Below are 20,609 nucleotides of genomic sequence, written 5' to 3' on the forward strand. Positions count from 1 at the left end.
AACAAACAAAAATAGGCAAGCTGGTGAACACCGGTATATCGTTCCTAGCCCATTTATATACGTCTGCTTCTAAGATAAACTTCAAGCAAAGCCGGTGAAGGAGAATCTCGTGAGCGTTGTAGGAGTTCATCCTCGAATTGCGCAACGTCACCCTGAGGTGACTGAAGCAGACGTGCAGGCAGCGATGCGTTCAATGATTCGATATCAGCAACGTCCTACCGGAGAATGGTTAGCAATCGGATTCGATGGAAACGGGCGGCTTGTCGAACTTGTCTACGTGTACGATTCGGATGACGACTACTTCTTCGTCTATCACGGGATGACACCGCCCAGTACAAAAACTTTGATCGAGCTCGGACTGGGGAGGAGTTGAGATGAACGTCAAGGATTTTATGGAAAAGCATGGTTTGTCGGATCAGGATCTTGATCAGATGGCAGCCTCGTACGAAGCGGGTGACTACCCGACAAGTGGAAACCGTGTCTATGTCGGATCCCACCTATCTGCAGTAGGAATGAAGCGGGTAACTGTTGCATATCCTGCGAGTGACGCGCAAGAAGTAAAGGAGATCGCACGTGCTCGGGGCGTGAGTGCCTCGGACATCTACCGCACCGCGCTTGCCCACTACCTCGCAGAGAGTGATATCGCGTAAATGAAAACAAGAAAAAGCTCGGAGGCTTGAAAATCAAGCCTCCGAGCTTTTGGCGGAGGTAGGGAGATTCGAACTCCCGAGGGCTTGCACCCAACACGCTTTCCAAGCGTGCGCCATAGGCCGCTAGGCGATACCTCCACGCAAGCCGTAACCACGGCGTGCCCAATAATCCTACGTGCTGACGCGGAGAAAAGGAAATCGGGACGCGCGACACGTCCTGGTGTAGTGCGCCACAGGCGCAGCGTGCGTTAGCTAGCGTCAGCCCCGGCGTCGGGAGGAGTGCCAGCCCCGCTGCCGTCGCCAGCCTGAGGTCCGGCGTTGGCCCCAGCTGGTCCCGCAAAGTTCACTGGCTTCCCCAGCTTGGTGTTTTTCGTGTGTTTTGGGTAGGGTAGACCATGACTCCCCACGTGGCGTCATCTGATGTAACTCCCCAGGGCAGGAATGCAGCAAGGAAACGTCAGCTCTGGCGGGTGCGTGGGGAGTCCTTTTTGCCTTTGCGATGTGCGCCGAGTATGCGGAAGCCAGCTGGCGTGCGGGCGCGAGCCGGGCACCGGCGTCGGCGGAAGCCGTTCTGTTCTTTGTGGTGGTGTGCGAGTTAAGAGCGCACGAGCTGCGAAACTCGGCTCCGCGAGACGCCCATGATCAGTGCAATGTCGGAAGTTGAAATGCCCTCAGAGCGCAGTGCTTTGACTGCTGTGCGGATCTTCGTGGCTGCAGTTTCCTGGGCTAACTTCGCTTGTGCCATCGCATTCCTTGCGTCGTTGAGTTCGGTGCTGAGCTGGCCCATATCGGGTTCGATAACGATCTCCCAAATCGAGTGGTCTGTTGTTGGGTCGACTGTGTCCAGGAAATCGACAACCTGGGCCCGCGCTTCGCTGAAACGACGCACCTGGGTATGCTGTTCTGGGCTAATCTCAAGTTCCCATCCGCCTGCCCAGCGATTTGCCTTCACCGTGAGTTGTGCCATTCTCTGCTCCTCTCAATCGCTTTGAGTGCGTCTTTTGTTACTTTCGGTGAAACTAACTTCGTGTGTGTAATCACCACAACGATGTTTCCGTTGCGCCACACCTCGTGGTCGCCCTTGCCTTGTCTTCGTGTGAACCCGGCTTGTGTGAGGAGCCGGGCAAGCGCAATGTACTTCATCGGCTTGGTCATGTTTCACCTAACTTATCAGATCATGTAGGGGGTGTAAATTGAGAGTTTAGTGGGGGTAAACTATTTCGTTCTCTTCATCAATATTCGTCAATTTCGCGCCACCACAACTGTGTGGGTCTTTCATCTGTGGAAATGGAGCGCTCAACAGCGTTGTGTGGAAAACTTTTTGAAAAATTGGTTGCTAGACCTCACTAGAAGCGCGGAAGCCAGCCGGGGTGTGTGGCGCGAACTGGGGTGCGGGCGCGAGCCGCCCACCGGCGTCGGCGAAAGTGATCACAATTTTTTGTCATACCCCAACCGGTAGACTAGGGCACGTGAGTATCGCATTGTATCGTCGCTATCGTCCCGAGACTTTCCAGGAGGTCATCGGGCAGTCCCACGTGACCGAGCCGCTGATGGCCGCGCTGGCCTCCGGCCGCACCACGCACGCGTACCTGTTTTCAGGGCCGCGCGGGTGCGGAAAAACTACGTCGGCGCGTATCCTCGCGCGCTGCCTGAACTGCGTCGAGTACCCTACGGATACCCCGTGTGGGAAGTGCGATTCGTGCCGTGAGCTCGCACGCGACGGCTCGGGCTCGCTGGACGTGGTGGAACTGGACGCCGCCTCCCACGGCGGCGTGGACGACGCCCGTGAACTGCGCGAACAAGCCGGCTTCGCGCCGGTGCGCGATCGCTACAAGATTTTTATTATCGACGAGGCCCACATGGTCTCCAGCCAGGGCTTCAACGCGCTCCTGAAAGTGGTCGAAGAGCCGCCCGAGCACGTGAAATTCATCTTCGCCACCACCGAGCCAGAAAAAGTGATCGGCACGATCCGCTCGCGCACCCACCACTACCCGTTCCGGCTCGTGCCGCCCACCGAGCTTGAGGATTATCTCGCACAAGTGTGTGCGAACGAGGGGATCGAGGCGCCGCGCGAGGTGCTCAGCCTGGCCGTGCGCGCCGGAACTGGCTCCGTGCGCGACACCATGTCCGTCCTCGACCAGCTCATCGGCGGCTCTGTTGGCGGCCGGCTTGATTATGAGCGCGCAGTGGCGCTGCTCGGCTACACGTCGGCGGCGCTGTTGGACGACGCCGTCGCCGCAATCTCCGCCCGCGACGGCGCTGGGCTTTTCGGCGTCGTCGATTCCGTGGTCAAGAGCGGGCACGATCCGCGCCGGTTCGTGGAAGATCTGCTTCAGCGCCTGCGCGATCTGATGATCATCGCGCTCACCGGCGAGGCCGCCCGCGATGTGTTTGTGGCGGTTCCCGATGATCAATACTCGCGCATGGTCCAGCAGGCGATGGCTCTCGGCGCCGGGCGCGCCTCGCGCAGTGCGGATTTGACCAACGAGGCGCTCTCCCAGATGGTGGGCGCCACCGCGCCCAGGCTCCAGCTCGAACTGCTCTGTGCACGGCTGATCGTGGATGAAGGGCCTGCCGCGCCACACGACGCCGGTGCTTCCGCTGGCGCGAGTGCCGCGGCTGGCGCTGGCATGGGTGGTGGCCATGGGCGAGCCGTGCCGCCTCCCGCTGATCTTGCGCGCTTGAAGAAGCCAAGCCCACAGGAAGCTGCCCGTGCCGCCGCGCATCCTGAGGCTGCGCGCGGGGGAGCGCAAGGTCAAGGCGCGCCGCAGGCGGCCGGAGCGCAGGCGGCTGGCGCTGGCCAGGCGCCGATGGTTGGCATGCCACAGGAAACCCCACGCGAAGGCGGCCCTCAGGCTGAAGCGCCCCAACGCAAGATGTCGAATGTTGCGCCCCAGAACCGTGCGATGCCAGCAATGCCGGGTATGAGCGAGCAGCCTGCTGCCGGTACTCAGGCGCAGCCGCAACTCCGCGAGCACACCATACCTCAGCCGCAAACCGAGTCGAAGCCCACTCCGGTACCTGCCAAAGGCGCAGCGCCGGCGTCGGGAGAGCAAGGGCAGGCGCAAGCTCAAGAAGTGCCTGAGGGGCGGCAGGAGCCGCGACAAGTTGAACCACAACAGCAGCCGGGCACGCCGGCGGGAGCCGGGGCACCGGCGTCGGCGGAACAGCGCGCTGATATGCCGTCGGGGGAGCGTCCTGCAGGCAAGCCAGCCGTAGATCCGAACCGGGCGCTCGCGGCCGTGCGAGGGCGCTGGGTAGACGTACTCGAGGCAGTGAAGGAATCATCGAAGGTTGCGGGCTCGCAACTCGTCGCCTCCGCAGGGCCGATCGCCTTCGAAAACGGCACCCTCGTGATCGGGTTCGAACAGCCGGGCCTCGCGAACGCCTTCGGGCGTCACACGGGCGAAGTGAGTGACGCGATCGGGCGTGTGTTTGGCAAGCCGCTCCCCGTTGAGGCGCGAGTCGGAGGCGAAGGCGCAGGTAGCGCGGGTGGGCGTCCGCAGCCGAGCGGCCCGCAGGGCGGTGGCTCGCAAGGTGAGCGTCCGGCGCCGGGAGGGCCGCGCCCAAAAGCTGAGGCCGCGCAGGCCGCGGCCCCCGCAACTGAAACCACAAACGACCACGAGGATGCACAGCGCGCCACTACCGCACCCGCGTCGGGAGCGGTCACTGGCAGTGCCGAAAAGGAACCAGCGGCTCGAAAGTCCGGGGACAACGAAACCGGCGTGGCTGTTGCCGTGGGGGAGAGCGCTGGCCAGATGTCCGCCGTCGCGGGCGGTGCGGAGGCGGAACATACGGCCCACGAACTGCCGCTAGCAACGTCGGCCGCGGAACACAATCGTGGAAACACACAGCCAGGCGTGCTCGGCGAGCCGAACGACGGGCTCGACGAGCCCGTCCACCCCGAAGACGATCCCGTCTACCACCAAGACCCATCCAAGGAACCCGAAGCCCAGGCGCTTGCTGACCCGGCCGGCGTCCTCGCCGGACTGTTGGACGGAAGCGTGCAATTCGCTGGAGAGGATCACACGCGTGAAACCCGGCCGATGGGAATGAGCGGTCAGGGTACTCCGGCGCGGTCGGCACAGCCGCCCGAGCCCACCCTCGACGTCCCCGTTCACGCGGATCCGGTCCACGAGCAGGAGCCCGTCCCCGGCTACGAATACATTCCGCCCGAATTCGAGCCAGCGCCAGAGGAAGAGTTCGAGCCCTACAACCCCGCGATGTACGAGCGCGGGGAGTCGGCTGGGAGGGCGGCAGGTGCCGGCTTGGGTGCGGCCGGTGGGTCTGCGCGTTCGGAATCGCCGGACGCAGGTGCGGGTGCGAATGCGGCCCAACCGCCAGCGCCCACCGCGGGGGACGCGATTGGCTCGGCGAACGAAACCCCGTTCTACGCCCAGAATATGCCAGCCCCGCCGCCGCTCACCATGCCCGGCCGCGAGCAATCGGCCGCGAGCCCGGCCAACCAGCCCACGGCCGAGAACCATGTACCGATGTCGGGCGGTGTAGACGCTACCGGAGCGGCCGCGTCGGCATCGCCAGGGGTGGCTGAGGCACCGGCGTCGAGCGGGACGGATGATTTCCTCGCCAACGCGGCGCGGATGCTCGGGCGCGCGCCGGAACACACCTCGTCGCATATGCGGGGCGGCACGATCGACGCGAGCAAGCTCGCCGCCGCGCACCAAAACGACCCCGCGCCGGAGGAAACCGACGGCTGGGACGAAGTCTCTGAAGACGATCCGGAAGTGTCCGTGGCCGACAACGCCGGCGTCAACATTCTCGTCGAGCAACTCGGCGCGCAAATCGTTGAAGAAATCCCGATGGAAGAAGGGCGCTAATGGCCGGAGTCTACGACGGCGCAGTACAACAACTCATCGACGAACTCGGGCGACTGCCCGGCGTCGGGCCGAAAAGCGCCCAGCGCATCGCCTTCTACCTGCTCGAAGTGGAGGCTACCGAGGTGGACGCCCTGGTTGCCGCGCTACAAGCCGTGAAAACCAAAGTGCGCTTCTGCTCCATCTGCGGCAACGTCACCGAAAACGAGATCTGCTCCATCTGCGCGGACCCGCGCCGGCTGGACTCAGTGATCTGCGTGGTCGAAGAAGCCAAAGACATCGTCGCGATCGAACGCGCCCGCGAATACCGCGGCCGATACCACGTGCTCGGCGGCGCGATTGATCCGATCGCGGGCGTCGGGCCAGATCAGCTGCGCATCCGGGAGCTATATGCGCGGCTCGGGGGCGGTGAGGTGAAGGAAGTGATCCTCGCGATGGATCCGAACGTCGAAGGCGAAGCCACCGCCACGTACCTCTCGCTGAATCTCGCGCACATGGGAGTGATCGTCTCGCGCCTCGCCTCCGGACTGCCAGTGGGCGGCGATCTCGAATACGCCGACGAAATCACTATCTCGCGCGCCCTCGAAGGCCGCACCCGCATCAGCGAGCCGGCTACAGGGGCGTAACCATCCGCGGGAGCGCCTACCCGCCGGCGTCGGGAGCTACTTCGGGCGAAAACCAGAGGCCACACGCGAGCCTGTGCGGGCGCGAGCCGGCCCACCGGCGTCGGTGACCGGACGTGTAAAGAAAAGTGGAAAAGTTTTACACGTCGGTGGGGACGTGTAAAAAAATCACCGAATTTTTTACACGTTTGGTGGATGTGTAAAAAATCTTTACACGATCCTTAGCGAGGCAACGGAGTATGGAACAGAAGCTCCAGGTATGGGCGGTTGGTGAACACAACAGCTCGCCCCTCACGTGACCGCTCCAAAACGCCAAGTGTTTCAAGTTCCGCGGCCCACTTCGTCGCCGTTGGGCGGCTGACCGAGCCCGAGGTCATCAGATCGTCGTAACGCAAATAGGGCTTCTCGAAAAGCACATGTGCGAGATCACGCGCCGGCATCGACGTTGCGCGCAACTCGGCAATGACGTTGTCCAACATGTCTCGGATTGTCTTCACCAAGGAAGTGAGCCAATCTGAAGTGACTGTGACCGCGTTCAAAATGAACAGGATCCACTCCTCCCATGCGCCGTCTTGCGTCACGCCGTTCAAGAGCCGGTAATACTCATCCTTATGCTCCACGATGTATCCCGACAGGTACAGCACTGGAAGGTCGAGCAGCTGCTCGTTCACGAGGTAGAGCACGTTCAAGATACGCCCAGTGCGCCCGTTTCCGTCGGGGAATGGATGAATTGCCTCGAACTGGTAGTGGAGCATCGCTAGTTTGACAAGAGGGTCGAAATCCCTGTTTTCATGCAGGAACTTCTCCCACGCATTGAGATGCCCGCTAATCACATCCTTACCTTCCGGAGGCGTGTAGATGCGCCTGTGGGAAATTGGATTGCCGATAAAAGTTCCCGTGCCCGAGCGAAGATCCGTCTCGATGCCGCGAATCGATGTGCACACCGTTTTTGCAGTGTTGATGCTTAGCGGGCGGCGGCGGATCGCCTCGAGACCGTCGTAAAGAGCGGTGCGATATCGTAGAGCCTCGCGGGTTGCGGGCGTAGTTGGGCCAACCTCGGAAGCTGCACGGAAGAGCTCGTCGTTGGTTGTCACGATGTTCTCAATCTCGCTCGATGCCTGTGCCTCGAGGAGTGGAATCGCGTGGATCAGAATCGAAGGATTTGGAAGCATTTGCGAGGTCGCATTCGCTTGCGCAAGTGCGCGTGCTGCAGCGATCGTTGCGCGCGATAGGCGTAATGAATGGAGCTCCTTCGCCGGAGGAAGCGCAGGGAGATTCTGGTAAGGCTGGTTAACGTCGATCGGCATGTGTGAATCGTAGCGGAGAAGGTCGGACGTGTAAAGAAAAGTGGAAAATTTTTACACGTCGGCGGGGACGTGTAAAAAAAATCGCCGAATTTTTTACACGTTTGGTGGATGTGTAAAAAATCTTTACACATCCAGGGCGGCCGCTGCCGCGTTTCTAGCCGGTGCGCGAGTCCTAGGCGCACTCGCGTATAGTTTTGTGCGGAAAACAAAGCGCAGCGCTATTGGAACGCAACTAGCCCACCGGCGTCGGCGCAACCAGATCTACCTCACAAGCGAGGCAATCCAATGAACAACTCTCGATACGAACTGAACAAGCAGCTCGCCCAGATGCTCAAGGGTGGCGTGATTATGGACGTCACCAACGCCGAGCAGGCACGCATCGCCGAAGAAGCGGGCGCGTGCGCGGTAATGGCACTCGAACGCATTCCGGCTGACATCCGCGCGGCGGGTGGCGTCTCGCGAATGAGCGACCCGCGCCTGATCAAGGAAATCCAGGAAGCCGTGTCCATCCCGGTGATGGCGAAGGTCCGCATCGGCCACTTCGTGGAGGCGCAGGTGCTCCAGGCGCTCGAGATCGACTACATCGACGAGTCCGAGGTGCTCTCGCCGGCCGACAACGTGTACCACATCGACAAAACCGCGTTCGACGTGCCGTTTGTGTGTGGCGCGAAGGACCTCGGCGAGGCGCTGCGCCGTATCGCTGAAGGGGCTTCGATGATCCGCACGAAGGGCGAGCCAGGCACGGGCGATGTGGTGCAGGCGGTCACGCACATGCGCCTGATCCAGGCCCAGATCCGCAAGGTTGCGGGCCTTCGTAGCGACGAACTGTTCGAAGAGGCCAAGCAGCTCGCAGTTCCGGTGGAGCTGCTTCGCCAGGTGAAGGAAACTGGCAAGCTCCCGGTAGTGAACTTCGCGGCGGGCGGCGTGGCCACCCCAGCCGACGCCGCGCTGATGATGCAGCTCGGCGCCGAGGGCGTGTTCGTGGGCTCGGGCATTTTCAAGTCGGGCGACCCGGCGAAACGCGCCGCAGCGATCGTGAAGTCGGTGACGAACTTTGAGGACGCCGCGTTGATTGCGCACCTCTCCGAGAACCTCGGCGAGGCGATGGTGGGCATCAACGAATCCGAGATCGAGCTGCTCATGGCGGAGCGCGGCCAGTGAGCGTGAAAACGGTTGGCGTGCTCGCGGTGCAGGGCGCGTTCATCGAACACCGCAGGCGCCTCGAGGAGCTGGGGATTCGCGCGGTCGAGTTGCGCGGCGCGGCGGATGCCCGCCTCGAGCTGGATGGCCTGGTGTTGCCTGGCGGCGAATCCACCGTGCAGTCGAAGCTGTTGCGCGAACTGGACATGTACGAGGCTCTCGAGGGCGCGCTCGCGGCCGGAATGCCGGTGTTCGGCACGTGCGCCGGGCTGATTTTGTTAGCGCAGCGCGTGGAAAACGGCTCGGTTTCGGGGGTTTCGGGCGCCGCGGTGACGACGTCCGAGGTTGTGGTGAACGGTTTCGCGACGATGCCGGTTACCGTGGTCCGCAACGCGTACGGCCGCCAGCTCGGCAGCTTCCACATCGACGACGGACGGTTCTTTCCCGACGACGCCGGTGCTGGAGCCGGCGTAACACGCGCAGCTGACGCCGTGGAGGGGCTCGACGCCAGTGCCGCGGGTGACTCGACGCAAACGAATGCCGCTGTAGCGGAAGCCCGCCACGAAGGAAACCGGGCAGGCGGCGAAACCGGAGCTCCGGCGTCGCGAAACATCCCGATGACGTTCATCCGTGCGCCGCATATTTCGCACGCCGACGAGGGCGTGCGTGTGGTCGCGGAATTGCCGAATGGGACGTCGGTGGCCGTGCGCTACGAAAACCAGATCGGCGCGACGTTCCATCCCGAACTCGACGACGATCTGAGTATCTACGAACTGTTCGCACGCATGCTGTGACTCGCAGATTCCCGCGGGAGGAACGGCCGCGGGAGAACGTGGCCGCGCGGCGCAAAATGCTGGTGGGGAGGTTGCAACGCAACGTCCCCACCAGCATAAACGCGAGCCGGGTGCCGGCGTCGGCGTCGGGAATGACGCGAGCCGGGCGTCGGCGTCGGGAATGACGCGAGCCGGGCGTCGGCGTCGGCACTAATCCATCACAACGGGAATCGAGGTGGTCTCCGTCTGCGGAATCAGCGCCTGCTCGTCCGGGCGATGAACCAGCACGTCGTTGATATACGACTGGATCACCTCATCCATCGGCACGTCGTGGCCGGCCTTCTCCGACATGTACCAGCGATGCTCGAGCACCTCGTGGAAAATTTCCGCCGGCTGTAACTTACCCGCGAGATCGCGCGGGATCGCGCTCACCGTCGGCTCGAAAACCTCCGTGATCCACTGATGCGCCACCACGGATAGCGGCAAAGAATCACGGCCCGTGAGCGTACGATACGAATCCAAATCGTTCATCATGCGCCGAGCCTGCTGCTCCTCCACATCCATGCCCGTCAAGCGCATGATCTGGCGCGAATAATGCCCGGCGTCCACCACCATCGGCTGGATCGAGAGCTGAGTGCCACCAATATCCGTGGTCATCGACATCTCGCCAACATCGAAACCCAACTGGTTCAGGCGGTTAATACGCTCATCCACACGCCAACGCTCCGACAGCGAGAACGATTCCTCCGCCGTCAGCTCAGCCCACAGTGCATGGTAACGCTCCTCGAAACGATCACCCACCGCGATCGCGTCGAACTCCTCGTCCAGGATCCCGCCCGCCTGAAGATCCATCAACTCGCCAATAATATTCGTGCGGGCCACATCAATATCGTAGGAGCGCTTGCGCGGGGAAAGATTCGCCTCCAGCTCACCCGTTTCCGCGTCCACAAGGTAAGCCGAGTATTCGCCGGCGTCGCGCCGGAACAACGTGTTAGAAAGGGAAACATCACCCCAGAAGAAACCAATCAAGTGCAAACGAACCATCAGCACTGTGAGCGCATCGATCAGGCGGCCCACCGTTTCCGGGCGCATCGTGGACTGCTGGGAGAAAATCGCGCGGTAGGGCAGCGAATACGGCAGGTGATGCGTGATGAGCACGGCGTTCAGAGGCTCACCGGAATCGTCGTAGCGGCCCGTGATCGCGGCGAGTGCTTCCACACATGGGGCGTCGATGCGGTCCAGATCGCGCAACATCTCGTACTCGTGCAGTGCCACCTCCTCGCCGATCTCCTTGATCGCGATAATCTCGCCCTCGAGGTTCACGAAGCGCACTACGTGGCGGGAAATGCCGCGCGGGAGCGTGGCGATCAGATCTTCTGGCCACTCCTCGAGCGGAATGTTCCACGGCAGATCGAGTAGCGCCGGCACAACCTTTGCCGACGTAATCTGGAGCGCCTTTTGTGGCATTCGCTGATCCTTTCACTTGCGTGTTCTGGGCTTAGTCTACCCGGACGAGGAGGGGTTGCGGCTCTGGGTGGTGGTAAGGACATGCTGTCTAAAATGAGTGCGCGTTTGAGTATCTGTGGAACGCGAGGCCGCGGATGCGCAAATCGACACTCATTTTGGGCGGGTGGGCACAGCGAAGGGGCCGGAGCTGGATTGTTTCCAGCTCCGGCCCCTTGGCGTTCACACCTGCGGGATGCATTCCCGCGGGGAGCGTGATCCTCGCTCGGCCGTGTGGTTACTCGACGTGGCGGAGCAAGTTATCTTCAGTCGCCCAGGCGGTTACCCGACGCGGCGGAGAAGAAGTGTGCGTGCTCAAGCTGTGGACGCAGATACACGACAGTGCCCGGGAGCGGGTTCATCGTCGGAGGTGTACGCACGGTCACGATGTCCGAGTTATCGCCCGAACCGAAGCGCTCAGCCTCGCGCTCCTGGCCAAGAATGTGGCCGTGCACGTATGCATCCGAGCCGAGGCCCTCAACGAAGGTCACCTTCAGCGGGATCGAACCCTCAGCCTCTGCCACCACATCAAATGCCTCAGGGCGCAGACCAACGATGATCTTGCCGCCATCTTCGGCGGTCACGCCCGCCTTGATGTTGGCCGGAACAGGGATCGATGCGTCGCCGAAGCGGGCCACATCGCCATCGAGAGTCCACTGGCCGAGGTTCATGGCCGGCGAGCCGATGAAGCCTGCAACGAACGCATTCGCCGGACGCGAGAACATCTCTGCCGGGGAAGCAACCTGCTGGAGCACACCGAAGTTCAGCACGGCGATGCGATCGCCCATGGTCAGAGCCTCGGTCTGATCGTGGGTCACGTACACGGTGGTAATGCCGAGTTCGCGCTGGAGCGAGGCGATCTGGGTACGGGTCTGCACACGCAGCTTCGCATCGAGGTTCGACAGCGGCTCGTCCATGAGGAACACCTGCGGCTCACGGACGATCGCGCGGCCCATCGCAACACGCTGACGCTGACCGCCAGACAGTGCCTTCGGCTTGCGCTCAAGGTATGGAGTGAGATCGAGAATCTCTGCGGCCTTCGCCACGCGCTCCTTGATCACGTTCTTATCCACGCCGGCGATCTTCAGGGCGAAGCCCATGTTCTCGCCAACAGACATGTGAGGGTAGAGAGCGTAGTTCTGGAAGACCATAGCGATATCGCGATCCTTCGGGGAGACGTCCGTGACGTCGCGATCCCCAATAAAGATCTTTCCGGAATTCACATCCTCCAGGCCTGCGAGCATGCGCAGTGCGGTTGACTTGCCGGAACCCGACGGGCCGACGAGAACCAGGAACTCGCCGTCGGCGATCTCGAGGTTCAGGGAATCAACTGAAGGATTGGGGTTTCCCGGGTAGATACGGGTAGCGTTTTCGTAAGTAACGGTTGCCATTGCTGGTCCCTCCACCGGCAGGTACGTGCCGGACGATCCGAGTGAAAGGTGCCTATATATAAAAGACACGATGCCCACGTCGGTGTGAGCACCGTGACGATTTTCGCATATTTTCGCGCCCAGGTCTACCTCAATTGATGTTTTCGGGGAGCAAGCTGGTGCAGAACTCAATCAGTTTGTTGAGGCGTTGCGTATGTGGCAACGCCTGGCTGATTTGAGGGAGTTGTGCACGGGTGCGCTGACGTCGGGGCGTGGTTTGCGTGCGTAACTCAATCAGTTTGTTGAGGCGTTGCGTATGTGGCAACGCCTGGCTGATTTGAGGGAGTTATGCACGGCAACGGCAACGGCAACGGCGACGGCGACGGCGACGGCGGCGGTGGTGCACCTTCCGACGGTGGGGTGTCGGAAGTGATCGCGAAAAAGTGTCGTACCCCTGGGGTGTACTTATTTCACGCGGTAAAAGCGTCCGGATGCGGCACAATGGGAGGAGGTTTTCGGAAGGAATGAACGTGGAACGTCAAGAAATCGGCGGATACCGCCTGATCGAGCGGATCGGCGTGGGTGGGATGTCGACGGTCTACGAGGCTGTCGACGGCGGAGGGGAGCGTGTTGCGCTTAAGCTCCTGCATCCGGCGCTCGCGGCGGATCCGCGTGCGCGCGAACGGCTACGCCGCGAAGTTGCGATGATGCAACGCGTTCATGGGCGTTTTGTTGCGCAGATTTTGGATGCGGAAACGGAAGAACCTGATGTTTTTATTGTGACCGAGCTGATTGATGGCCCCACACTTGAACAAGATGTGGCTGAGCAGGGCGTGTTCACGGGTGCGGATTTGGCGCAGTTAGCCCAAGAGCTAGGAGAGGCTTTGGAGTCGATCCACGCGGAGGGCGTGCTCCACCGAGATCTCAAGCCCTCAAACGTGATGCTCGGCGAGGATGGGCCGGTGCTGATCGATTTCGGCATCGCCCAGCTGGGAGACGATCTGAGGCTCACACAAACTGGATCACTCACACATACGCCGGGGTGGGCGGATCCGCGGGTGATCCGCGGATCCGCCCCCGATGAACTAGCCGATTGGTGGTCGATGGCTGCGGTTCTCGCGTTCGCGGCTACGGGCCGGCCGCCGTTCGGCCGTGGGAATACGCCTGCGGTGATGAACCGTGTGCTCCGAGGCGAGGCGGATCTCGAGGGCCTGTCGGAGCCGTTGGCCGCAGCGTTCCTCTCGGCGCTCTCTGCGAATGAAGGCTCACGAATCTCGTACGCCACGCTCACCCACATGCTTGCAGATCCCGGATTCGCCCCTGCGATTCCTGTTGAAGGCATGAGCGCAGATCCCGCAGGCCACACGCAGGTGGTGAACGCGAGTGAGGTTGAGCGCCCCGCCGAGGCTCCGAGATTCACCCCGGTGGAATCACAGGCAACTCGCCAGTGGGATCCGGAAGAAGAAACAGATCCGGGCGCCACGATCGAGTGGGATCGCGAGGCCGAGGAGCAGTGGGATCCTGATTCGACACGGATAGCACCGCTCCCACGCTTTCCCGAGAATGGCTTACCGTCGTCGGTGCACGAAGTGGATACCGCTGTTCCCGATCCTACCCAGGTGATGGCGTTGCCTCATATTCAGAAGCCGATTCCTGAATCGTACGAACCTCAAGGACGCATGGGGCCATACCCTCCCGTTCCGGCGGAACCCGAACTGGCCCCTGAAGCCATGTCGACTCTCCCAGCAAGCGTGCCCTATTGGACGAAACCACCGCGCACGTTCCCACTGTTCTTCCTCATCGTGGGTGTGGCGCTCGCGCTTCTTGGTGGGATATATCCCTGGCTGACGCTTTCAGGAGTGATTGCGGTGCTGTGGTTTGTTGACGTCGTCGGAGATACACGCGAGGAACTCATGGGGCGCAGGTACCGCAGGGGTGGGCCATACTCGGGAGAATCGGTCCGCTCTGTGGCGCGATTACCATGGGCGTTCGTTACAGGTGCGCTCCGGATCGCGCTGTCCGCGCTCGTCGGCGGTGGCGTAGCGATCGGGATCGGCTGGCTGCTGGCCCGCATGGATCTGGCACGCTCGCGGCCGCTGTACACCGCCGTCGTCGCGATCGCACTGGTGATGATGTGGGCGTTCGCCGCGTCGCATAAGGCGCGAGAGGGCGCCCGGCACGTGATGGAGAACGTTGCACCCACTACCGGATATCGGATGTTGTGGGTGCTCATGGCGATCGTCGCGGCCGTCGGTGCCTTTGCCTACTGGGGAAGCGGAAGCTCTGTCAGTTTTGTGCCTATCGGCCACACCTTCTTTTAGGTTAAACTTTCAACTGAAATCTCTGGATGGAGCTCGAACCCGGCGTCGGGCGGAAGGAAGGACACCATGGCATCCAAGCGAACCCCAGGCACCTCAACCACAAAGCTTTCGAAGGAAGAGCGTCGCACAGCAGCGCGCGAGAAAGCTCGCGCGCTCAAGGCGGCAGAGGCAAAGCGCGCCAAGCGCAACAAGATCATCGGCATCATCGTTTCGATCGTCGTCGCGATCGCCGTCATTGCCACCACGATCGCGATTCTCACCACCAACTCGAATGAGGCGAAGTATGGCGGCACTGCCCGTCCGCTCGAAGTGAAGAACGTCGATAAGGATTACGGAATCTCTGTGAACTCCAAGGGTGAGGCTGGCAAGAAAGAAGAAGGCAAGCCGGAAGTGGCAATTTATGCCGATTTCCGCTGCCCGTTCTGCCAGCAGCTCGAACTCGCCAACAAAGACGCGATCAACTCCCATAGCGCAGACGGCTCGGTGAACTTCAAGTTTTACCCCGTGAACATTCTGCGTCAGCCATTCTCGGATACCGGTGCGGCAGCCATGTTCTACACCGCCACCTACGCGCCCGAGATCGCGCGTCCGATGTTCGAGGCCCTCATGGAGGAAGGCGCGAAGACCCCAGAAACCTCCGCCACCCAGGCAACCCCGGAAGATGCGGTGAAGGTTGCCAAGAAGCTCGGAATGAAGGAGAAGGATCTGGAGGATATGGCCGCCACGATCACCTCCTCTGAGTGGGTGAACTACGTTTCTGAGGCCACACAGTCCTTCGGTAAGGCCGGCTATAACGCCACCCCCACGGTCACCGTGGACGGCAAGAAGGTCGACGTCGCGATCGCGCAGTTCCCGCAGATGCTCGCGGACGTCGCGGCTGGCAAGCCGATCCCACCGGCCACTCAGTAATCGAAGAAAACTCCATCGACTGGTCGCGCGATAGCACATGCGCAAGGCCCAGGCTCCGCACTGAGCCGGCCAAGGCGATAAGCCAGCCATTTCACATGAAACCGCGGTCGCACGTACGCTGATCGCGCCGGCCCTCTGGCCACAGAATGAGGCGGGGAGCGCATAACTAGCGCTCCCCGCCTCATTCTGGCAAAATGTTCCCCGTTGGCCAGGCATTGCCCGGCCCATGCCTCCTTAGCTCAGTTGGTAGAGCATCTGTCTTGTAAACAGAAGGTCGTCGGTTCGAGTCCGACAGGGGGCTCTCTTTTTTGCCCACTTTGCGCGGTTTTACGCGGGTGCAGTTTTTCTCCTCAACCCTCCTGCACTCAGCCATCCGGAGCGTCACTTCTGGCATTCCTAGGCGCTTCCTTATGCCGCGCATCTGCACAACTATCTATACAACGCGTGCCGTGGCGGGGTGAAACCCGACACGGCACGCAATCACGCTTCTGCCAGGTCAGAACGTCTCAGCCTGTGCTCGCTTCACACGGAAACCGTTACCAGTGAGCTCATTCCAGCATTCGATGCCACCGAACTCCGATGTGGTGCAGGCAAATCCGTTATTCGCGATCTGGGAATCGTAGGGCACCACCGTGGAGGAGGAGACCTGCGAATCACAGTGCAACTTCACTTCGCCGGCCGTGTTCACTGTGAGAGTCTGTGGCTTGCCCTCACACGAGGAAGGCTGCGACGGGAAGTTGTAGCCCTTGATCGTGCACGAAACCGAATCGCCCTCGAACGAACACATAATGTTCTGCGCGTTGGTCGTGAACGAGGAGTTATGGAGCGCGTCGCTCGATGCCGGGCGCGCCGCAGTGAGCCAGTCACCATTGAGTGCCGTCAGCTCGCTCGCGCTCGCCCCCTCGAGAGCCTTCTTCAGGCCAGCCGAATACGACTTCGGGCACGTGCCGTCGATGTCGCGCAGCGCATTCTTGACGGCAGATTCGTGCGCGGCATCCCACTCGCCCGCACCCACAACCGCCTTCACGTACGTGTCGATCGCGGCGGCGTCGCTATCGGGCGAGGCGCACCCAATGTTCTGTGCGAACGTGGCGATCGCGTTCGGTGAGGTGTCTTCGCCGGCGCCCGACGGCTGCTCGCTGGGTGTGGCCTGTGCGCTCGCGGTAGCTGCGGGCTCCGACAGACTGTGGTTCGTCAGGAGTACCGAGCGGAGCAGGTACGCCGAGATGCCGACGACTGCGATGACCAGCACTGCGACCAGCAGGTACAGCGGCAGGCGGCTCTTCTCGGCGGTTTGAGCCGACGACGCCGGTGCGGCGGCCTGTGCAGGTTCCGGCTGAGCCGTTGCGGCGGGCACGAACATCGGCGCGGTCTGCTCGGCAGCGGGCTGTGTGGGGGCCATCATCATTGTTGCCGGCTCGGAAACAACGGGTTCAGACACTGGTGCTGGTGCCGGAGCTGCCATCTGCGGCTGTGGTGCGACTGGCTCGGGCGTCGGCTGTGGTGCGACTGGCTCGGGCGTCGGCTGTGGTGCGACTGGCTCGGGCGTCGGCGGAACTGGAGCCTGCGGGGTGGGAGCCTGCGGGTACGGCTGTCCGTACGGAGCCTGGGGGTAGGGCTGGCCTGCCGGAGCGGGATAATACGGCTGGCCTGCGGGCATGGGCGGAACTGGAGCCTGCGGTTGCGGTGCCGCCGGGTAGGGCTGCCCGTTCGGCGTCGGCGCGGGTTCGTCCAGATAGTCGAACTCGCCACCGCCGGTCGGGAACTGTGCGGGCGGGTACGGGTACGACGGCGGTACCGGAGGCTGGCCCGACGTCGGCTGCGGCTGTTGTGCGTTCTCGTTGCTCACGATTTCTCCTTTTTCCGTGGATATGTCAAACGATAGCGGCGAAAGCGTATAGAGGTAAAGCGCACAAATAATGTGAAAGTCGGTAGAAGTCAGCGCAAATCGGCGGTTTCGGACATACGTCCCCAGAAAGTCGGATAATTATTGCGTAAAATTGCAACGCGGTAACTGCACACGTTACATATCTTTTATGAACGCAATGGGTAACCGCACACGTTCCCCATTCACTATCTACAAGGAGATTCCAATGTCGACCACTCCGAACCCTGGAGATCAGCCTGCCCAGCCGCAGTATCCCGCGCAGCCTGGCCAGCCGCAGTATCCCGCGCAGCCTGGCCAGCCGCAGTATCCCGCGCAGCCTGGCCAGCCGCAGTATCCCGCGCAGCCTGGCCAGCCGCAGTACCAGGCACCTGCCCAGCCGCAGTACCAGCAGCCCTATCCAGGTCAGCCAGTGCAGCAGCCGGTCCAGCCCTACCCGGGTCAGCCGCAGTATGTGGCTCCGGCCGCTCCGGGCAAAGTTGGCGTGTTCTTCCAGACTTTCCTCGGGTCGCTTCGTCACATCTGGCAGGGCGCCGCGTTGCAGGGCGTTGCGTCGGTTATCCAGCCCAAGTACGGGCTCGCGGTTCTCGGTGTGTACACTGGGGCCCTCGCTTTCTTGTTCTCCATTCTCATTGGGCGTTCCGCCACGATCGGCGCTGGTTTGGTATCGATGTTTGGCGGTATGTTCGGCGCTCCGACGAGCCAGTTGAACCGTATTGCTGATTCGTACATTCCGTACTTCCTACTTTCCTTTGGTCAGTGGTTCGGCATTCTCGCGATCCTGCTTGTGGGCATCGCGCTGATTTTCGTGATCCGCATCGCTTGCCTCATGATCGTTTTTGCTCGCCGCGGCTCGCGTTCGAATTTCCTGCGCCTGGCAACACTCTTCGGTTACAACGTGTCGCCCGTGATCGTGGCGCTTCCGGTTGTTCTTCTCGTGGCGCTCATCCCGTCTGCGGGTATGAACGGTTTCTTGATGCCGGTGTTCTTCTTCGTCCTGAGCTTTGCTGGCCTCCTGGCTGAGTTCCTCACCTACGTGTCGGTGAGCCGCGAAGGCCGTTTCCAGAAGTCCGCCGCTCTGCCGTACGTTGCCTCGTACGCGCTCTTTACCCTCGGTCAGTCCTTCGTGATCTGGGCGATGCTGAAGATCATGTTCGAGATCATGCGTCCGTTCTGATTCAGGTAGAGGCAGAAGAACGTGAAGAAAAAGTTAGGCGCGCTTGTTGCGCTTCTCCTCGCCTTCGCCTTGAGTGCCTGTGGTGCCAAGGTGAACACTGAGCTGAAAATGGAATCTCCGACGTCGGGTAAGCGAATCATTACGCTGGTCCTGCCTAAGCTCGACGAAAATGCTCAAAAGCAGGTCCACGGCGGCAACGACGCGATCGACAAGTCGATTCGCCGTCACCTTCCGAAGGAACTGACGTACTCCGGGTTAAAGAAGGACGGAGACAAAACAATCGCCACCTTCACCCTCGAGTTCGACAGCCTGGAAACCTACCGCGAGAAGATCAAGTCGGTGTTCTCGGCATCCACCCAGGATGCCAACGCCGATCCGCAGATTGCGATCACGACGGAGGGGCTCGTCACCGGCGTGCAGATCAGCGAAAACTACGATTCTCTCGCCTTGATGAAGTGGCTCCCGAATGGTCTCGTTGAAGATCGCGTTGTGGACGAAGATCAGCGCGGAAACGTGCTCGAAAACGGCGATTCGAAGGTGACGTTCGACGGGAAGGAACACAAGTCGGACGGCTCGCGCCTGCACATTGTTGACGTCAAGGATAAAGGCGTGAACGATCTTGCGATCGCCCTCGAAGAAGTCAAGGACGGGCTCGCGATCAGCGCGAACTTCGGATACCTTTCCGGTACTGATTACCCCAAGGACGAGCTGACGAAGTACATCGATTCGGTCAAGCCCGACGGCGCGGAGGTTGCCGATCTCTCCGGCGAGTTCCAGGGCGTGAAGGTTGCCTACACGGTGGCAAACCTCGACGAGGCGAATAAGTCGCTTGTCAAGCTTCTTGGCGATCCGTCGTTTGCGATCAAGGAGACCGCCGGTGTTCAAGAAGGCACCGGTTTTCCGACCCGTAAGATCGAAGCGCAAATGAACTGTGGCGGGGTGTGCTCGGTGACGAACCCGAACACGACCTTCACCTTCACCCCGGCCCAGGGCTGGGAAAATCACGGAAACGACAAGATCCATGGTAAGAACGGTGAAATCGACATGACCATGAATCTGCTGTTCTCCGACGTGTCGGTTGATTCGACGCTCGGGATGGACGGCGGCACTGTGGTTGTGAAGATGTCGCTGCCCAAGGATGTTGCGCAGCGTGCTGGTGATGCCGTCAAGAGCATCGTCAACCGCGCTGACCAGGGCGAGCTTGAAAGCGTCGAGAGTGGCGACAAGGTGAACTACACGCTCACCTTAAAGGCAGATTCGAACGAGCAACTGAACAACATGCTCGGCCGATACGCGCCTGGTTCGGAGTTTGCGATTCGGGAGAATCCGGAGGCCGGGACGTTCACTGACGGCGTCTACTTCTCCTACACGAACACCTTCGCTTCGACAATTGCCCTCGCCGAGGGGCAGGAGGTTAAGCAGACGTTCAGCCTTGACGGCTACAGTGTCGACAAGAGCGCAGAATCTGCAACCGAGACTTCCACCACCGGCAATTTCGATGTGAGTGGAACCGCCTCGCGTATGGCGACCAGCGCCTGGATCACCCTTGGAGTGGTCGGCGCTCTCGTGCTGATCGCCGTGGGCCTGGGCGTGTGGAAACGCAAGGCAATCGCTGCGAAGCTCGCGGACATGAAGGAAAAGCGTGCCGCCGCAGCCCAGGAACGGGCTCGCGCCCAGGCGGAGGCGATGGCTGCTCAGCAGACCATGGCGGCCGGCTATCCGCAACAGGGCCAGCCGATGCCAGGCCAGTACGGCCAGCCGGTACCGGCACAGGCTCAGCCTCCGTATCCGGGTCAGCCAGTGCCGCCGGCTCAGCCGATGGGCCAGCCGGTCCCGCCGATGCCGGGCCAGCCGATGCCGGGTCAGCCAGTGCCTCCACAGGCGCAGCCGGCACCGCAGCAACCTGTTGAGGGCGAGTGGTCGGAAAACGACCTCATGTAACCCGCAGGGTCTGTGGAGCGCTGATCGTCACTACACCGACGATCAGCGCTCCTTTCATCTGTCGCCCCTTATAATGAACACCAACGACAGCGTCCCGTTTTTCAGCCGACGTCGACACCGACGCTAGCTTGGTGTGCAAACCCCGCCGGCGTCGGGAAAGCCGCCCCGCACCCAA

At 61.5% G+C, this 20,609-nt stretch carries 16 protein-coding genes, 2 tRNA genes and 1 other RNA gene; 12 read left to right on the top strand and 7 right to left on the bottom strand.

Features of this window, described 5'->3' with window-relative positions:
* The first annotated feature begins 109 nt into the window (after positions 1-109).
* Both P8A24_RS01075 and P8A24_RS01080 read left to right on the top strand, forming a co-directional pair.
* On the top strand, positions 110-373 hold the full coding sequence (locus P8A24_RS01075) for a hypothetical protein (protein ID WP_278058876.1): 264 nt from the start codon (positions 110-112) through the stop codon (positions 371-373).
* A gap of 1 nt (position 374) precedes the next feature.
* Positions 375-650, top strand: coding sequence for a ribbon-helix-helix domain-containing protein (locus P8A24_RS01080; protein WP_278058878.1), 276 nt, complete (start codon positions 375-377; stop codon positions 648-650).
* A 50-nt stretch (positions 651-700) separates the two neighbouring features.
* Here P8A24_RS01080 and P8A24_RS01085 read toward each other — a convergent pair.
* Positions 701-788 (bottom strand) — tRNA-Ser (locus tag P8A24_RS01085).
* Between the two features lie 256 nt (positions 789-1,044).
* Between P8A24_RS01085 and ffs the strand changes: the two genes are divergently transcribed.
* Positions 1,045-1,140, top strand: an RNA gene (gene ffs, locus P8A24_RS01090) — signal recognition particle sRNA small type.
* Between the two features lie 105 nt (positions 1,141-1,245).
* On the opposite strand, the gene P8A24_RS01095 is transcribed toward ffs, so the two are convergent.
* Positions 1,246-1,617, bottom strand: a complete 372-nt coding sequence (locus P8A24_RS01095; RefSeq protein WP_278058880.1) for an antitoxin HicB — start codon at positions 1,615-1,617, stop codon at positions 1,246-1,248.
* A complete protein-coding gene (locus P8A24_RS01100; protein WP_278058882.1) occupies positions 1,599-1,805 on the bottom strand; it encodes a type II toxin-antitoxin system HicA family toxin in 207 nt (68 codons plus the stop codon). The genes P8A24_RS01095 and P8A24_RS01100 overlap by 19 nt, the downstream gene beginning before the upstream one ends.
* Positions 1,806-2,119: 314 nt before the next feature.
* On the opposite strand from P8A24_RS01100, the gene P8A24_RS01105 reads away from it, so the two are divergent.
* Both P8A24_RS01105 and recR read left to right on the top strand, forming a co-directional pair.
* A complete protein-coding gene (locus P8A24_RS01105) occupies positions 2,120-5,488 on the top strand; it encodes a DNA polymerase III subunit gamma and tau (protein WP_278058884.1) in 3,369 nt (1,122 codons plus the stop codon).
* The gene (gene recR / locus P8A24_RS01110; protein WP_278058885.1) at positions 5,488-6,111 is read left to right on the top strand and encodes a recombination mediator RecR; all 624 of its coding nucleotides are present in this window, start codon (positions 5,488-5,490) and stop codon (positions 6,109-6,111) included. The genes P8A24_RS01105 and recR overlap by 1 nt, the downstream gene beginning before the upstream one ends.
* Positions 6,112-6,329: 218 nt before the next feature.
* Here recR and P8A24_RS01115 read toward each other — a convergent pair whose 3' ends face one another.
* Positions 6,330-7,415, bottom strand: coding sequence for a Fic family protein (locus P8A24_RS01115; protein ID WP_278058887.1), 1,086 nt, complete (start codon positions 7,413-7,415; stop codon positions 6,330-6,332).
* A gap of 285 nt (positions 7,416-7,700) precedes the next feature.
* On the opposite strand from P8A24_RS01115, the gene pdxS reads away from it, so the two are divergent.
* Together pdxS and P8A24_RS01125 are read left to right on the top strand one after the other, a co-directional pair.
* Positions 7,701-8,576 (top strand): pyridoxal 5'-phosphate synthase lyase subunit PdxS, encoded by an 876-nt coding sequence (pdxS, locus tag P8A24_RS01120; RefSeq protein WP_278058889.1) that lies wholly within the window; start codon positions 7,701-7,703, stop codon positions 8,574-8,576.
* Positions 8,573-9,349, top strand: coding sequence for a pyridoxal 5'-phosphate synthase glutaminase subunit PdxT (locus tag P8A24_RS01125; protein ID WP_278058891.1), 777 nt, complete (start codon positions 8,573-8,575; stop codon positions 9,347-9,349). The genes pdxS and P8A24_RS01125 overlap by 4 nt, the downstream gene beginning before the upstream one ends.
* A gap of 189 nt (positions 9,350-9,538) precedes the next feature.
* Here P8A24_RS01125 and P8A24_RS01130 read toward each other — a convergent pair whose 3' ends face one another.
* Positions 9,539-10,795 carry a DUF4032 domain-containing protein gene (locus tag P8A24_RS01130; protein ID WP_278058893.1) on the bottom strand — a complete coding sequence of 419 codons (1,257 nt, stop codon included), beginning with the start codon at positions 10,793-10,795 and terminating at the stop codon, positions 9,539-9,541.
* A gap of 302 nt (positions 10,796-11,097) precedes the next feature.
* Positions 11,098-12,222, bottom strand: coding sequence for an ABC transporter ATP-binding protein (locus P8A24_RS01135; RefSeq protein ID WP_278058895.1), 1,125 nt, complete (start codon positions 12,220-12,222; stop codon positions 11,098-11,100).
* A gap of 509 nt (positions 12,223-12,731) precedes the next feature.
* On the opposite strand from P8A24_RS01135, the gene P8A24_RS01140 reads away from it, so the two are divergent.
* The 3 genes from P8A24_RS01140 (at position 12,732) to P8A24_RS01150 (ending at position 15,732) form a co-directional block, all read left to right on the top strand.
* A complete protein-coding gene (locus tag P8A24_RS01140) occupies positions 12,732-14,522 on the top strand; it encodes a serine/threonine-protein kinase (RefSeq protein WP_278058896.1) in 1,791 nt (596 codons plus the stop codon).
* Between the two features lie 66 nt (positions 14,523-14,588).
* Positions 14,589-15,431 carry a DsbA family protein gene (locus P8A24_RS01145; RefSeq protein ID WP_278058898.1) on the top strand — a complete coding sequence of 281 codons (843 nt, stop codon included), beginning with the start codon at positions 14,589-14,591 and terminating at the stop codon, positions 15,429-15,431.
* Positions 15,432-15,659: 228 nt separating this feature from the next.
* A tRNA-Thr gene (locus tag P8A24_RS01150) sits at positions 15,660-15,732 on the top strand.
* 195 nt (positions 15,733-15,927) lie between these two features.
* On the opposite strand, the gene P8A24_RS01155 is transcribed toward P8A24_RS01150, so the two are convergent.
* On the bottom strand, positions 15,928-17,280 hold the full coding sequence (locus P8A24_RS01155) for a hypothetical protein (protein ID WP_278058900.1): 1,353 nt from the start codon (positions 17,278-17,280) through the stop codon (positions 15,928-15,930).
* Positions 17,281-17,524: 244 nt separating this feature from the next.
* Here P8A24_RS01155 and P8A24_RS01160 point away from each other — a divergent pair, with 244 nt between their 5' ends.
* The gene (locus P8A24_RS01160) at positions 17,525-18,493 is read left to right on the top strand and encodes a hypothetical protein (protein WP_278058903.1); all 969 of its coding nucleotides are present in this window, start codon (positions 17,525-17,527) and stop codon (positions 18,491-18,493) included.
* 21 nt (positions 18,494-18,514) lie between these two features.
* On the top strand, positions 18,515-20,434 hold the full coding sequence (locus P8A24_RS01165) for a hypothetical protein (RefSeq protein WP_278058904.1): 1,920 nt from the start codon (positions 18,515-18,517) through the stop codon (positions 20,432-20,434).
* Positions 20,435-20,609: the final 175 nt, after the last annotated feature.

It is taken from the genome of Arcanobacterium wilhelmae (assembly GCF_029632765.1).
Taxonomy (GTDB): Bacteria; Actinomycetota; Actinomycetes; order Actinomycetales; family Actinomycetaceae; genus Arcanobacterium; species Arcanobacterium wilhelmae.